Origin of the sequence: Streptomyces marokkonensis (assembly GCF_039539045.1) — a bacterium.
GTDB classification, from domain to species: Bacteria; Actinomycetota; Actinomycetes; order Streptomycetales; family Streptomycetaceae; genus Streptomyces; species Streptomyces marokkonensis.
Window position 1 is genome coordinate 1 of record NZ_BAABCQ010000193.1, and the last position, 13,926, is coordinate 13,926.

Consider the following 13,926-nt stretch of genomic DNA (forward strand, 5'->3'; position numbering starts at 1 on the left):
AGATGCCCCTAATCGCAGCTTCATACTCAAACCTTCAATAGCCGGACATGCTTGCGGTATCTTCACAAGCGCATTCGCACGGCCCACACGGAGTGGGTCTGTCGCCTGAAAATGAAAACAGGGTGGGGGGAACGCCTTGTCCGTCACCGACACGGGCCAAGACTGGGCTGAGTCGCAGCCTACGGCTCGCAGCCGTCACCGAAGAGGCCGCGGGAGGCCGGTCCGCGCCGCCCACACCGAGACCACCATGGTCTACGAGACCGTCATCCTGGTTCCCGCGAGGAACGAGGAGGTCGGCGTCTTCACCTCTCTCGAGTCTCTGGCCCGGCAGTCCCGTCGGCCCGATCTGATCGTTGTGGTGGTCAACAACTCCACCGATCGCACCGAGGACTACGCGCTCCAGTTCGCCGAGGACGAGAGCACGCCGCCGACCGTCGTGCTGAACATCCCGGACAACCCCCACAAGAAGGCCGGTGCCCTCAACTACGGCCTGAACTGGCTCAGGGAGACCGTGGGCGGCCGGCTCAACGGCCGTGTGGGCCACATCCTCGTCATGGACGCCGACACCGAACTGCACTCCCGGTTCATCGAGCGCGCCCGGAACGTCATTCTGTCGGACCCCGAGATCGGCGGTGTCAGCGCGGCCTGCCTCGGCCGTACCGACCTGTGGCGGAACCCCTGGCAGCGGTTCCTGCTCGGCATGCAGATCATCGAGTACGGACGGGCTGCGAACTCGCGCTTCCGCAAGGACGTGCACACCATGTCGGGAGCCGGCTCCTTCTACCGCGCCGAGGCCCTGCAGGGCCTGATCGACTGGCGCGGCGAGGTGTTCTGGGAGGACCACCGCAACCTCGTCGAGGACTACGAGACCACGCTGGCGCTCAAGGAGTCCGGCTGGAAGGTCACGGCCAATCAGCTGTGCGTCGCGTACACCGACCTCATGCCCACCCTGCGCGAGCTGATCCAGCAGCGTGAGCGGTGGAGCCGTGGCACCGTGGACGCACTGCGCCGCCGTGGCTGGACCAAGTTCACCTGGCACTCCATCATCACCATGATCCTGGGCCTGTTCGGCTTCGCGTACATCTTCATCTGGGGCGCCCGCCAGCTTGTCTACGCGACCCAGTACAGCCTGAGCACGCACCCGCTGCTGTGGGCCCTGCTCGCCTTCTGGATCATCTATCCCGCGCTGCGGGTACGACCCCTGGGCTGGAAGGCGATGCTCGTCGAGGCCCTGCTCGTCCCCGAGCTGGTCTACACCGTCGTACGGGCGTACTGGCTCGTGTCGTCCATCCTCAAGTCCTTCGTGACCCGTGTGTCCGCCTGGAAGTAACAGACAGACAGGCGCAGGAGAAAAATGAACACCCTCAGAGGCCTCGGAGCCTGCGCGGTTCTCGCGGGCATCGCCTACACCGTCACGAAGGTCACCCAGGTAGAAATCGTCGTCCTCGGCTTCACGTGCCTGGCCGTCACCCTCACCGTGCTGGGCTGGATCCTCTCCGTCAAGCGGAGCCGCCACGACCGCCGGGCGGCCGGCGGCGGCCGGCGCGCGCGCCGCCCCTGACCGCCCACCGCCCACGTCCGCAGGACGGAGCCGGGGCCCGCACAGATCCTGTGCGGGCCCCGGCTCCGTCCTGCGGACGGCCCCAAGCCGCCAAGCCGCCTCAGGTGTAGTACGCCTCAGGTGTAGTGCGCCATCGCCTCCTGCACCGTCAGCACCTCGATGCCCCGCTTGTCGATCTCCCGCATCAAGCGGTCCAGGCCCTTGGTACTCAGTTCCGTGTTCTCCGTGGGAACACCCTCGACGATCCGGTGCAGACACAGGATGAGCCAGTCGCCGCTGCGCGCACAGCGGTCCAGCGCGCCACCCGCCCCGATCGCGTCGGCGAGCGTCTCACCGCCGATCTCCTTCCCGTCGTTGATCCCGGTCAGCGCCTTGAGCCGGTGCGGCATCGCCGGGGCGAAGCTCTCGGTCGTCTCGGAGATGATGGAACGCGCGGTGGTGAAGTGCCGGGCGGCCAGCAGGTCGACGGGCACACCGTCGCGGGTCTTCCCGAACGCCCCGTGCGGGTAGGCGAAATGCTCGCTGGTGAATCCACGTGCGACCAGCCACTCGCGCAGCTTGCGGAAGTCGTCGTCGACCTCCTTGGCGGAGAGCTTCGGATAGCTCGCCTCATGCGCCTTGAGCGAGTAGGCGTGTCCCGCCATCTCCCAGCCGGACGAGTCCTGCAGAGAACGCATCTGTCCGATACGCATGAAAGGCTCGGTGTCTATCGCGTCGGCGATGTTGTAGAGGGTGCCGGGCATTCCGTACCGGTCCATGACCGGGCGCGCGAAATCGTGCACCGACCGGTGCGAGTCGTCGAAGGTGATCGAGACGACGCCCTTGGGGAAGACGTCCGTGGTGTCCGGCACCACCTCGACCGCCTGAAGGCGGTACGTGACCGGCCCCTTCCCGTCGTCGTACACGGCGAACGACATGTCGGTGAAGCCGGACCGGTCCGACGGCTCGCCGCGCGACGACAGGTCGTACTTGCCGGACGCGCCGGTGACGTTCGCCCACTGCAGGTGGACGGTGACCCAGTCCCCCGACTGCACGTAGTTGGTGCCCTTGGCCGCGTGGTAGTGGAAGGTCCAGCTGAAGTGGTTCGTCAGTTTCCGGCTGCCCAGGTAGAACTCCATCCGCTCCAGATGGGTCGCGTCCTCCACCTGGAAGACAAGCCGGAGCATCTTCCCCTTGAGGTCCATCGACTCCATACCGGTACGGCGTACGAAGGACTGGACACCGTCGCCGCGCGTGGTGACCCGGTACGAACGGTCGCCCCGGGTGAAGGTCTCCCCGTCGGAGTCGGAGGACGCGGTGCCCTCACCGCCGGCCGACCACTCGTGCCCTTCCTGGAACTGCTCGGTCCAGGTCGCCCGCCGGTAGCGCGGGCGGCGCCCGGTCGGGGCGTACGTCGGCGCGGTCAGATCCTTGACAGACCCGCCCACACCGAGATCGACGGCTCCGGAGCCGCTCTCCGCCGACGCGGGCAGGATCAGGTCCTTGCCCACCACGCCCGCTGCCGCGCCGCCGGCCGTCAGCAGGCCGCCGAGCCCCATCAGGCCGAGGGCCGAACGCCGGCCCACCTTCGCCCTGGAATCCCGTTCGGCGGACGCCGACGCCGAGTGTTTTCTGGCTCTGGACAAAGTGGCTCCCCGGCTCTCAGAAGATCCGGCCGCACGCGACAGCACCGGACGGCCGCTCCCCATGGGCGCGTCCGGTGTGCAGGACAGATGTCAGGACAGGAGTCGTGGCGGCCCGACGGCCCCGCTGTCCCCCAACACCCCACCGGCGAGAATGCCGGCGGATGATGTGAGCGAGGCGTCGTCGAACAGCAGTCTAGCGGGGCTCCCCGGCCCCGCACCGTGCCTTCAGCAGCAACCGCTCCCGGGCAGCGTCCGCTTGTTCCGCGCCTCCAGGTTGCGCGCCGCCAGCATGTCGTCCGCGGGATAGCCGACTTCCTCGAGGGTCAGCCCGTGCGGCCGTACGACGTGCACGGCCGAGTCCCGCACGCCGGCCGCGAGCACCTTGGCGGGCCACTCGGGCGTGCGGTGGCCGTCCCCGACGAACAGCAGGGCTCCGATGAGGGAGCGGACCATGTTGTGGCAGAAGGCGTCGGCCCGGACGGTGGCGGTGATGATCCCGTCGTCGCCCCGGACCAGGCTGAGCTCCTGGAGGGTCCGGATGGTCGTGGCCCCCTCCCGCTTCTTGCAGTAGGCGGCGAAGTCGTGCTCCCCCAACAGCCCGCGGGCGGCCTCGTTCATGGCGTCCACGTCGAGGGGCCAGTCGTGCCACAGCACGTGGCCGCGCAGCAGCGGGTCGACGCCGCCGGGGTTGTCGGTGACCCGGTAGGCGTAGCGCCGCCAGACCGCGGAGAACCGGGCGTTGAAGCCGCTGGGTGCCTCGCGCAGGGCCCACACCCGCACGTCCCTGGGCAGCCGCCCGGCGAGCCGCTTGAGCAGCTTCGGGTGGTGCTCGGCCCAGACCTCGCGCTCCAGGTCGACGTGGGCCACCTGGCCCCGGGCGTGCACGCCGGCGTCGGTCCGCCCCGCCACGGTCAGATCGTACGTCCGGCGCGACCGCGTGACCGTCCGCAGCGCGTCCTCGATCTCACCCTGCACGGTCCGCCGCCCGCCGGCCTGCTTGGCCCAGCCGGAGAACCCGGCCCCGTCGTAGGAAAGGTCCAGCCGCACCCGTACGAACCCGGGCTCCACTTCGTCACTCACCCAGAGATCCTCTCAGCAGAACGAAAGCGGGCCCGCCCCTCGAAAGGAACGGGCCCGCAACGCCCTCAAGGGGCGCGGGGAACTGCGCGACAAGCCACGACGAAGCCGCAGCCGCCATCGCACAGCCCCCGGCAGACGCTTACGCGTCCTTGGACTCCTCGTCGTCGGCCTTGGTCGTGTCGACCTTGGCCTCGGAAACGTCGGCGGCGCCCTCCGCGTCCTTGGCGGCACGCTTGGTGGCGGCCTCGGCCTCGCCGGTCGCCTCCTGCGCCACGGTCAGCGCCTCGACGAGCTCGATGACCGCCATGGGCGCGTTGTCGCCGCGGCGGTTACCGACCTTGGTGATCCGGGTGTAACCACCGGGACGGTTCTCGTAGCGCGGGCCGATCTCGGTGAAGAGCGTGTGCACGATGCTCTTGTCCGTGATCACCTGGAGCACCTGACGGCGGTTGTGAAGGTCGCCCTTCTTCGCCTTGGTGACCAGACGCTCGGCGTACGGACGCAGCTTGCGCGCCTTCGCCTCGGTGGTCTTGATCTTGCCGTGCTCGAAGAGCGACTTCGCGAGGTTCGCGAGGAGCAGCTTCTCGTGCGCGGCGCTGCCGCCCAGACGGGCACCCTTGGTGGGCTTCGGCATTTTCTCTCCTAGGTGTCTGCCCCGGCCGTATCAGGTACCGAAGTCAGTATCCGAGCAGGCGGTCGCCTGTCGGAGATCCGGGGCAGCCCCGAAGGGACGCCCCGGAAGGAATCGATCAGTACTGCTCGGTCTCCACGAAGCCCGCGTCCGCGTCGTCGTCGGCGCCGAAGGCGTCCGCGGCGGCGGTCGGGTCGAACCCGGGAGGCGAGTCCTTGAGCGCGAGACCCATCCCGGCGAGCTTGGCCTTGACCTCGTCGATCGACTTCGCACCGAAGTTGCGGATGTCGAGCAGGTCCGCCTCGGAACGCGCGACGAGCTCACCCACGGAGTGGATGCCCTCACGCTTGAGGCAGTTGTACGACCGAACGGTGAGCTCCAGCTCCTCGATCGGCAGCGCCAGATCGGCGGCGAGCGCGGCGTCCGTCGGGGACGGGCCCATGTCGATGCCCTCGGCGTCGATGTTCAGCTCGCGGGCGAGACCGAACAGCTCGACCAGGGTCTTGCCGGCCGACGCCATGGCGTCGCGCGGACGCATGGCCTGCTTGGTCTCGACGTCGACGATGAGCTTGTCGAAGTCGGTGCGCTGCTCGACACGCGTGGCCTCGACCTTGTACGTGACCTTGAGGACCGGCGAGTAGATCGAGTCGACCGGGATGCGCCCGATCTCCTGACCGACCTGCTTGTTCTGCACGGCGGAGACGTAGCCGCGACCGCGCTCGACGGTCAGCTCCATCTCCAGCTTGCCCTTGCCGTTGAGCGTGGCGAGGACGAGGTCGGGGTTGTGCACCTCGACGCCGGCCGGGGGCGCGATGTCGGCGGCGGTGACCAGACCCGGGCCCTGCTTGCGCAGGTACATCACCACGGGCTCGTCGTGCTCGGAGGAGACGACCAGCTGCTTGATGTTGAGGATCAGGTCGGTGACGTCCTCCTTGACGCCCGGCACGGTGGTGAACTCGTGCAGGACACCGTCGATGCGGATGGACGTGACCGCCGCACCCGGGATCGAGGAGAGGAGCGTACGGCGCAGGGAGTTGCCGAGGGTGTAGCCGAAGCCCGGCTCCAGCGGCTCGATGACGAACCGGGAGCGGAACTCGTCGACGACCTCTTCGGTCAATGAGGGACGCTGAGCGATCAGCATGTGGTGTTCCTTCAGTCAGGGGCGCCCGCTATTTGACGCCCGACCATTACTGCAAGGGTACGGGCGATACGACCGAAAGAGCCGTACCGCCCGTGAAAACCCTGGTGAAGCGAGATCAGACGCGCCGAAGACGACGCGGCGGATCAGACGCGACGACGCTTCGGCGGACGGCAGCCGTTGTGCGGCGTCGGGGTGACGTCCTGGATCGAGCCGACCTCGAGGCCGGTCGCCTGCAGGGAGCGGATGGCGGTCTCACGACCGGAACCCGGGCCCTTGACGAAGACGTCGACCTTGCGCATGCCGTGCTCCTGCGCGCGACGGGCAGCCGACTCGGCGGCCATCTGCGCGGCGAACGGCGTGGACTTGCGCGAGCCCTTGAAGCCGACGTGGCCGGCGGAGGCCCAGGAGATCACGTTGCCGGTCGGGTCCGTGATGGACACGATCGTGTTGTTGAACGTGCTCTTGATGTGCGCGTGGCCGTGAGCGACGTTCTTCTTTTCCTTGCGGCGCACCTTCTTGGCAGCGCCCTGACGTCCCTTGGGGGGCATGTCGTTCTCCTACAGGGGAGGTGGTCGGTCCTACAGCGAAGACCGCTGGACGGCGAGTCCGCTGTGGACTACTTCTTGCCCGGCTTCTTCTTACCGGCGATGGCGCGACGCGGGCCCTTGCGGGTGCGGGCGTTGGTGCTGGTGCGCTGACCGCGGACGGGCAGGCCGCGGCGGTGGCGGAGACCCTGGTAGGTACCGATCTCGACCTTGCGGCGGATGTCGGCCTGGACCTCGCGACGGAGGTCACCCTCGGTCTTGATGTTGTTGTCGACGTACTCGCGGATCGAGACGAGCTGCTCCTCGGTGAGGTCACGAACACGGGTGTTCGGGTCCACCTCGGTGGCAGCCAGCGTCTGCTGCGAGAGAGTCCGGCCGATGCCGAACACGTAGGTGAGGGCGATCTCGACGCGCTTTTCGCGCGGGATGTCAACACCGGAAACGCGTGCCATTCAATGGCTCCAGTTGATCTTCGGAGGTCTTCCACAGAACCGGTTCCCGCGCCGCCGTGTCAGGTACGGATCGGGTCCCCGGCCTCCGAACCGGGGGTGTCGGACGCCTCGGCGTCCGGGTCCTGCGTATGAACATGTTCAGCTCGCGTCGCGCGAAGTCCTGCGAATCGCGGAGGGACGGTAGTGCGTCAGCCCTGGCGCTGCTTGTGGCGCGGGTTGTCGCAGATAACCATGACCCGACCGTGACGGCGGATCACCCTGCACTTGTCGCAGATCTTCTTGACGCTCGGCTTGACCTTCATTGAGTGAAGTTCTCCGGGCTCAGTGCCCCCGCGCCATACGGTGCCGGGGCAGGGGAAAGATCTACTTGTACGTTGGAGAAACTCCCCTGGATCGCTCCGGGAAGTGTGACAGGGCGAGCCTGTCCTGCGACGACCCTCCCGGCCGCCGGGGCGGGTACGGGACCCGCCCAAGCTCACTTGTACCGGTAGACGATCCGACCACGCGTCAGGTCGTACGGAGACAGCTCCACCACAACCCGGTCGTCAGGGAGAATGCGGATGTAGTGCATACGCATCTTGCCGCTGATGTGTGCCAGGACCTGGTGGCCGTTCTGGAGCTCGACCCTGAACATCGCGTTGGGGAGAGACTCGACGACAGTGCCCTCGATCTCGATGGCACCTTGCTTCTTGGCCACGCTTCGCCCTTCGAATCGACTACCTTGATCGAATCTCGTACGCCGCACGAGTGCATGCAGGCATGCGGGTGCACGAGATCCGACGAGTCAGTCTACGTCAGCACACCCGGAAAGGCGAAACGAGGAAGTCTGCCCCACTCGGGCGATCGTTATGCAGAGGCCGTCAGGCCAGCGGGTCCGGGGCCGTCGTGATGCCCAGCTCCGCCAGCTTCGCCTTGCCGCCGTCGGGAGCCGTCAGCACCAGCGGACCCTGCTCCGTGAGGGCCACCGAGTGCTCCCAGTGCGAGGACCAGGTCCCGTCGGTCGTGATGACCGTCCAGTCGTCCTCCAGGACCTTGGTGCGCGGTGTGCCGAGGGACACCATCGGCTCGATGGCCAGGCAGAAGCCGGGCACCAGCTTCGGGCCCTTGCCGCGCCGGCGCTCGACGTAGTTCAGCAGGTGCGGGTCCATGTGCATCTCGGTGCCGATGCCGTGGCCGCCGTAGTCCTCGACGATCCCGTACTTGCCGCCCCCGGGCTTCGGCTGGCGGCGGATGTACGTCTCGATGGCCCGGGACACGTCCACGAGCCGGTTGCCCAGCTTCATGGCCGCGATGCCCGCCCACATGGACTCCTCGGTCACCCGGGAGAGCTCGACCAGCTCCGGGGAGTGACCGGAGCCGACGAAGGCGGTGTAGGCGGCGTCGCCGTGCCAGCCGTCGATGATCGCGCCGCAGTCGATCGAGATGACGTCACCGTCCTTGAGGACGACGTCGTCGGACGGGATGCCATGGACGACGACCTCGTTCACCGAGGTGCAGATGGTCGCCGGGAAGCCGCCGTAGCCGAGGAAGTTCGGCTTGGCGTCGTGCTCCGTGAGCACCTTGCGGGCGACCTGGTCCAGGTCCTTGGTCGTGGCGCCGGGCACGGCGGCCTCGCGCGTGGCCGCGTGGATGGCGGCGACGACCAGCCCCGCCTCACGCATCTTGGCGATCTGCTCGGGGCTCTTGATCTGCACCATGGGGACTGCGGCCTTTCTGGACCGGAGAGACGGAGGACACGGGAAGGAGGACTGACGCTTCCCACGATACGGGGCGGGCATCCCCACCCCACAGCACAGCCGCGGCCCCTGAGCGAGGGACCGCGGCTGCAGCCGGTGCCGGGAACTACTTGTCGCGCTTGAGCGCCTCCAGCGCACGGCCCGTGACCTCGTCCACCGGTCCCGTCGCCGCGATGGTGACGACCAGGCCCTGCGACTTGTAGTAGTCGATGATCGGCTCGGTCTGCGTGTGGTAGACCTCGAGCCGCTTGCGGACCGTCCCCTCGGAGTCGTCGTCCCGCTGGTACAGCTCACCGCCGCAGACGTCGCAGACGTCTTCCTTCTTCGGCGGCGTGTACGTCACGTGGAAGACGTGGGCCGAGTTGTTGCGGCAGACGCGCCGGCCGGCGATCCGCTTGACGACCTCGTCCTCCGGGGCCTCCAGGTCCAGCACCGCGTCGAGCTTCATGTCCTCGGACTCGAGCAGCTCGTCCAGCGCCTCGGCCTGGGAGACGTTGCGCGGGAAACCGTCCAGCAGGAAGCCGCCCTCGGCGTCGGGCTGCCCCATCCGGTCCTTCGCCATGGCGATGGTGACCTCGTCCGGTACGAGGTTGCCGGCGTCCATGTACGACTTGGCGAGCTTGCCCAGTTCGGTCTGCTGACTGATGTTCGCGCGGAACAGGTCACCCGTGGAGATGTGCGGAATGTGCAGCGTCTCGGCAAGGCGGGTGGCCTGCGTTCCCTTACCGGCACCCGGCGGCCCGACGAGGACGATTCGCATCAGCGGAGGAACCCTTCGTAATTGCGCTGCTGGAGCTGGCTCTCGATCTGCTTCACCGTCTCAAGACCCACACCCACGATGATGAGGATGCTGGTCCCGCCGAACGGGAAGTTCTGGTTTGCCCCGAAACCGGCCAACGCCATTGTCGGTACGAGAGAGATCAGGCCCAGATACAGCGAACCCGGCCAGGTGATCCGGTTGAGTACGTAGCTCAGATACTCAGCGGTCGGTCGGCCAGCCCGGATGCCCGGGATGAACCCACCATACTTCTTCATGTTGTCCGCGACTTCCTCGGGGTTGAACGAGATCGCCACGTAGAAGAAGGCGAAGAACACGATCAGGAGGAAGTACAGGACGATGTGAGGCGCCGCCTCGGGGTCGGCCAGGTTCTTCTGGATCCAGGTGGCCCAGCCCCCGGTCGAGCCGGAGAACTGGACGATCAGCGCCGGGATGTAGAGCAGCGACGAGGCGAAGATGACGGGGATGATGCCCGCCTGGTTCACCTTGAGCGGGATGTACGTCGACGTACCACCGTAGGAACGGCGGCCGATCATGCGCTTCGCGTACTGCACCGGGATGCGGCGCTGCGCCTGCTCCACGAAGACGACCAGACCGACCATGACGAAGCCGACCAGCATGACGATGCCGAACTCGATCCAGCCGCCGGCCAGGGTGCCCTCCTTCTTGATGGCCCACAGGGCGGAGGGGAAGGTCGCGGCGATCGAGATGAACATCAGGATCGACATGCCGTTGCCGACGCCGCGGTCCGTGATCAGCTCGCCGAGCCACATGACGGTGGCCGTACCGGCGGTCATGGTGATCACCATGACGACCGTGGTGAAGATCGCCTGGTCGGGCACGATCTGGCCGGCGACGGTGCAGCCGGAGAACAGGGCGCCGCTGCGGGCGGTGGCCACCAGGCCGGTGCCCTGCAGGATGGCGAGCGCGATGGTCAGGTAGCGGGTGTACTGCGTGATCTTCGCCGTACCCGCCTGGCCCTCCTTCTTCAGGGCTTCCAAGCGCGGGATCACGACGGTCAGCAGCTGCAGAATGATGCTCGCCGTGATGTACGGCATGATGCCGAGCGCGAAGACCGTGATCTGCAGCAGGGCACCGCCGCTGAACATGTTCACCAGACCGAAAATGCCCTGGTTGCCGGACGCCTGGTCCACGCACTCCTGGACGTTCTTGTAATCGACGCCTGGGATGGGGATGTGGGTACCGAGCCGGTAGACCACGATGATGCCGAGCGTGAAGAGCAGCTTCTTGCGCAGGTCGGGCGTCTTGAACGCCCGGGCGAACGCGGTGAGCACGGTGCCTCCTGCGACCCCCGCGCTACTGCGTCAAGGGTGACGGTCTTGAGGATTCGACTGACGACTTAGTAAGTAACGGTCAACTGCCGCCCAGGGTGCCCCATGTGACGCACCCGTGAAAGAGGGCAGCGCAGGCCACCTTACCGGCGGGAGTACTTTCCTTGGAACGACCAACCGGGGATACCCCTTTTGTGGGGCATCCCCGGTTGGGATCGCTCAAGTCATCGAGGCGCCTGAAGGGTTCAGACGAGCTCGGTGACGGTACCGCCTGCGGCGGAGATCTTCTCCTTGGCGGAGCCGGAGACGGCGTCGACCGTCACCTGCAGCGCCACGGAGATCTCGCCCTGGCCGAGGACCTTGACGAGGCTGTTCTTGCGAACGGCACCCTTGGCCACCAGACCCTCGACGGTGACTTCGCCACCCTCGGGGTACAGCGCGGCCAGCTTGTCGAGGTTCACGACCTGGAACTCGGTCTTGAACGGGTTCTTGAAGCCCTTCAGCTTCGGAAGACGCATGTGGAGGGGCATCTGGCCACCCTCGAAGCGCTCCGGAACCTGGTAACGGGCCTTCGTACCCTTCGTACCACGACCGGCCGTCTTACCCTTCGACGCCTCACCACGACCGACACGGGTCTTCGCGGTCTTGGCGCCCGGGGCGGGACGGAGGTTGTGGATCTTGAGCGGGTTCTGCTCACCCATGATCAGTCGACCTCCTCGACCGTCACGAGGTGGCGGACGGTCTGCACCATGCCGCGGAACTCGGGGCGGTCCTCCTTGACGACCTGCGTGTTGATCCCCTTGAGACCAAGGGTACGCAGGGTGTCACGGTGGTTCTGCTTGCTGCCGATGTAGGACTTGACCTGCGTAATCTTGAGCTGCGCCATGATTACGCACCCGCCCCGGCACGTGCACGGAGAAGAGCCGCGGGGGCGACGTCCTCGAGCGGCAGACCACGGCGGGCCGCGATCTCCTCGGGACGCTGCAGGCCCTTGAGGGCCTCCACGGTCGCGTGCACGATGTTGATCTGGTTGTCGGAGCCGAGCGACTTCGACAGCACGTCGTGGATACCGGCGCACTCGAGCACGGCGCGCACCGGACCACCGGCGATAACACCGGTACCCGGGGACGCGGGCTTGAGCAGCACGACGCCGGCAGCCTTCTCACCCTGGATGGGGTGCGGGATGGTGCCCTGGATACGGGGGACCTTGAAGAAGTGCTTCTTGGCCTCCTCAACACCCTTGGCGATGGCGGCCGGCACCTCCTTGGCCTTGCCGTAACCGACACCCACGGTGCCGTCACCGTCGCCCACCACGACCAGCGCGGTGAAGCTGAAGCGACGACCACCCTTCACAACCTTGGCGACGCGGTTGATCGCGACGACGCGCTCAACGTAAGCGGTCTTCTCGGCGGCACCTGCGCCACCGTCACGGCCCTTCCGGTCCCGCCGCTCGCCGCCACCGGCACCGCCACCGCGGCGCTGGGGTCCAGCCATTGGAATTACCTCTCTCTGTTTCCGTAGCCACGCAGCGACCTGGGTCGCTGCTGCGACGGGCGGCTCAGAACTTCAGTCCGGCTTCGCGGGCGGCGTCCGCCAGAGCGGCGATGCGCCCGGCGTACTGGTTGCCACCGCGGTCGAACACGACAGTCTCGACACCCGCGGCCTTGGCGCGCTCGGCGACCAGGGCGCCGACCTGCTTGGCCTGCGCGGACTTGTCCGCCTCGCCACCACGGATCGAGGTGTCCAGGGTGGACGCCGACGCAAGGGTGTGACCCTTGAGGTCGTCGATCACCTGGGCCACGATGTGGCGGTTCGAGCGGGTAACGACCAGGCGGGGACGCTCGGCCGTACCACCGATCCGCTTGCGGATCCGGATGTGACGGCGCTTGATCGCGGCGCGCTTGTAGGCGTCGCCCTTGAGGATCTTCTGTCCGTATGCCATGGCTTACTTACCCGCCTTTCCGACCTTGCGGCGGATGACTTCGCCCTCGTACTTGACGCCCTTGGCCTTGTACGGGTCGGGCTTGCGCAGCTTGCGGATGTTGGCCGCAACCTCGCCGACCTTCTGCTTGTCGATGCCCTCGACCGAGAAACGGGTCGGGGACTCCACCTTGAAGGTGATGCCCTCGGGGGCCTCGACGGTGATCGAGTGGCTGTAGCCGAGGGAGAACTCCAGGTTCGAACCCTTGGCGAGCACGCGGTAACCGACACCGCTGATCTCGAGCTTCTTCACGTAACCCTGGGTCACGCCGGTGATCATGTTCGCCACCAGCGTGCGGGACAGGCCGTGCAGGGCCTTGCTCTGACGCTCGTCGTTGGGGCGGGTGACGCTGAGAACGCCGTCCTCACCCTTGGCGATGTCGATCGGCGCCACGACGGTGTGGGTCAGCGAGCCCTTGGGGCCCTTGACCGCGACCGTACGGCCGTCGATGGTGACGTCCACGCCGGCGGGAACCGCGATGGGGAGCTTGCCGATGCGCGACATAGCTGTTTCCTCCGTTCCCTTCCGTTACCAGACGTAGGCGAGAACTTCTCCGCCTACGCCCTTCTTGCCGGCCTGCTGTCCAGTGAGGAGCCCGTGAGACGTGGAGATGATCGCCACGCCGAGGCCACCCAGCACCTTGGGCAGGTTGGTGGACTTCGCGTACACCCGGAGACCGGGCTTCGAGATCCGCTTGATGCCCGCGATGGAGCGCTCACGGTTCGGGCCGAACTTCAGCTCGAGGACGAGGTTCTTGCCGACCTCGGCGTCCTCGGTCTTCCAGCCGGTGATGAAGCCCTCCTGCTGGAGGATCTCCGCGATGTGAGACTTGATCTTGGACGCCGGCATCGTCACGGAGTCGTGGTACGCCGAGTTCGCGTTCCGCAGACGCGTAAGCATGTCTGCGATCGGATCAGTCATGGTCATGAATTGGCCTTCGGCCTCTCTCGCCGTGGTTTCCCGGTGCGCCATCCCTCTCCCCGATCCGAGACGGGACGGGTGCGGCGCGGTGGACCTACGGCGTAGTAAGCAAATGTTTGCAGGCACTGCCTGCGGGCGTACGGGTGGCAGACGCCCAACCCCACAAGCCTAAGGCATGCGGAG

19 protein-coding genes are annotated in these 13,926 nt (G+C 67.0%); 2 read left to right on the top strand and 17 right to left on the bottom strand.

What is annotated here, in order from left to right; all coding sequences use genetic code 11:
• Positions 1–247 precede the first annotated feature (247 nt).
• On the top strand, positions 248–1,330 hold the full coding sequence (locus tag ABEA26_RS31380; protein WP_345596887.1) for a glycosyltransferase family 2 protein: 1,083 nt from the start codon (positions 248–250) through the stop codon (positions 1,328–1,330).
• A 24-nt stretch (positions 1,331–1,354) separates the two neighbouring features.
• Entirely contained in the window at positions 1,355–1,561 is a 207-nt protein-coding gene (locus ABEA26_RS31385) for a hypothetical protein (RefSeq protein ID WP_345596889.1), read from the top strand.
• A 116-nt stretch (positions 1,562–1,677) separates the two neighbouring features.
• Here ABEA26_RS31385 and ABEA26_RS31390 read toward each other — a convergent pair whose 3' ends face one another.
• The 17 genes from ABEA26_RS31390 to rpsH form a co-directional block, all read right to left on the bottom strand.
• Positions 1,678–3,186 (bottom strand): polysaccharide deacetylase family protein, encoded by a 1,509-nt coding sequence (locus tag ABEA26_RS31390; protein WP_345596891.1) that lies wholly within the window; start codon positions 3,184–3,186, stop codon positions 1,678–1,680.
• A 225-nt stretch (positions 3,187–3,411) separates the two neighbouring features.
• Positions 3,412–4,266 (bottom strand): tRNA pseudouridine(38-40) synthase TruA, encoded by an 855-nt coding sequence (gene truA / locus ABEA26_RS31395; RefSeq protein ID WP_345596893.1) that lies wholly within the window; start codon positions 4,264–4,266, stop codon positions 3,412–3,414.
• A gap of 139 nt (positions 4,267–4,405) precedes the next feature.
• Positions 4,406–4,900, bottom strand: a complete 495-nt coding sequence (gene rplQ / locus ABEA26_RS31400) for a 50S ribosomal protein L17 (RefSeq protein ID WP_345596894.1) — start codon at positions 4,898–4,900, stop codon at positions 4,406–4,408.
• Positions 4,901–5,015: 115 nt separating this feature from the next.
• Entirely contained in the window at positions 5,016–6,038 is a 1,023-nt protein-coding gene (locus tag ABEA26_RS31405) for a DNA-directed RNA polymerase subunit alpha (protein ID WP_003966937.1), read from the bottom strand.
• Between the two features lie 143 nt (positions 6,039–6,181).
• Positions 6,182–6,586, bottom strand: a complete 405-nt coding sequence (gene rpsK / locus ABEA26_RS31410) for a 30S ribosomal protein S11 (RefSeq protein WP_003948617.1) — start codon at positions 6,584–6,586, stop codon at positions 6,182–6,184.
• A 68-nt stretch (positions 6,587–6,654) separates the two neighbouring features.
• Positions 6,655–7,035 (bottom strand): 30S ribosomal protein S13, encoded by a 381-nt coding sequence (rpsM, locus tag ABEA26_RS31415; protein WP_345596896.1) that lies wholly within the window; start codon positions 7,033–7,035, stop codon positions 6,655–6,657.
• A 188-nt stretch (positions 7,036–7,223) separates the two neighbouring features.
• Positions 7,224–7,337 (bottom strand): 50S ribosomal protein L36, encoded by a 114-nt coding sequence (gene rpmJ / locus ABEA26_RS31420; protein WP_003974245.1) that lies wholly within the window; start codon positions 7,335–7,337, stop codon positions 7,224–7,226.
• Between the two features lie 173 nt (positions 7,338–7,510).
• On the bottom strand, positions 7,511–7,732 hold the full coding sequence (gene infA, locus ABEA26_RS31425) for a translation initiation factor IF-1 (RefSeq protein ID WP_004927214.1): 222 nt from the start codon (positions 7,730–7,732) through the stop codon (positions 7,511–7,513).
• Positions 7,733–7,895: 163 nt separating this feature from the next.
• A complete protein-coding gene (map, locus tag ABEA26_RS31430) occupies positions 7,896–8,732 on the bottom strand; it encodes a type I methionyl aminopeptidase (protein ID WP_345596898.1) in 837 nt (278 codons plus the stop codon).
• Positions 8,733–8,877: 145 nt separating this feature from the next.
• Positions 8,878–9,531 (bottom strand): adenylate kinase, encoded by a 654-nt coding sequence (locus ABEA26_RS31435; RefSeq protein ID WP_345596900.1) that lies wholly within the window; start codon positions 9,529–9,531, stop codon positions 8,878–8,880.
• Positions 9,531–10,844 carry a preprotein translocase subunit SecY gene (secY, locus tag ABEA26_RS31440; RefSeq protein ID WP_345596902.1) on the bottom strand — a complete coding sequence of 438 codons (1,314 nt, stop codon included), beginning with the start codon at positions 10,842–10,844 and terminating at the stop codon, positions 9,531–9,533. The genes ABEA26_RS31435 and secY overlap by 1 nt, the downstream gene beginning before the upstream one ends.
• 242 nt (positions 10,845–11,086) lie before the next feature.
• Positions 11,087–11,542 (bottom strand): 50S ribosomal protein L15, encoded by a 456-nt coding sequence (gene rplO, locus ABEA26_RS31445; protein WP_279560364.1) that lies wholly within the window; start codon positions 11,540–11,542, stop codon positions 11,087–11,089.
• A 2-nt stretch (positions 11,543–11,544) separates the two neighbouring features.
• Positions 11,545–11,727 (bottom strand): 50S ribosomal protein L30, encoded by a 183-nt coding sequence (gene rpmD / locus ABEA26_RS31450; RefSeq protein ID WP_345596905.1) that lies wholly within the window; start codon positions 11,725–11,727, stop codon positions 11,545–11,547.
• Between the two features lie 2 nt (positions 11,728–11,729).
• A complete protein-coding gene (gene rpsE / locus ABEA26_RS31455) occupies positions 11,730–12,335 on the bottom strand; it encodes a 30S ribosomal protein S5 (protein ID WP_133887695.1) in 606 nt (201 codons plus the stop codon).
• A gap of 64 nt (positions 12,336–12,399) precedes the next feature.
• Positions 12,400–12,783: a 50S ribosomal protein L18 gene (gene rplR, locus ABEA26_RS31460; RefSeq protein ID WP_345596908.1), complete on the bottom strand. Its 384-nt coding sequence runs from the start codon at positions 12,781–12,783 to the stop codon at positions 12,400–12,402.
• 3 nt (positions 12,784–12,786) lie between these two features.
• Positions 12,787–13,326: a 50S ribosomal protein L6 gene (gene rplF, locus ABEA26_RS31465; RefSeq protein ID WP_279560365.1), complete on the bottom strand. Its 540-nt coding sequence runs from the start codon at positions 13,324–13,326 to the stop codon at positions 12,787–12,789.
• Positions 13,327–13,350: 24 nt separating this feature from the next.
• Complete coding sequence (gene rpsH / locus ABEA26_RS31470) at positions 13,351–13,749, bottom strand: 30S ribosomal protein S8 (protein WP_031041548.1); 399 nt, start codon at positions 13,747–13,749, stop codon at positions 13,351–13,353.
• Positions 13,750–13,926 lie beyond the last annotated feature (177 nt).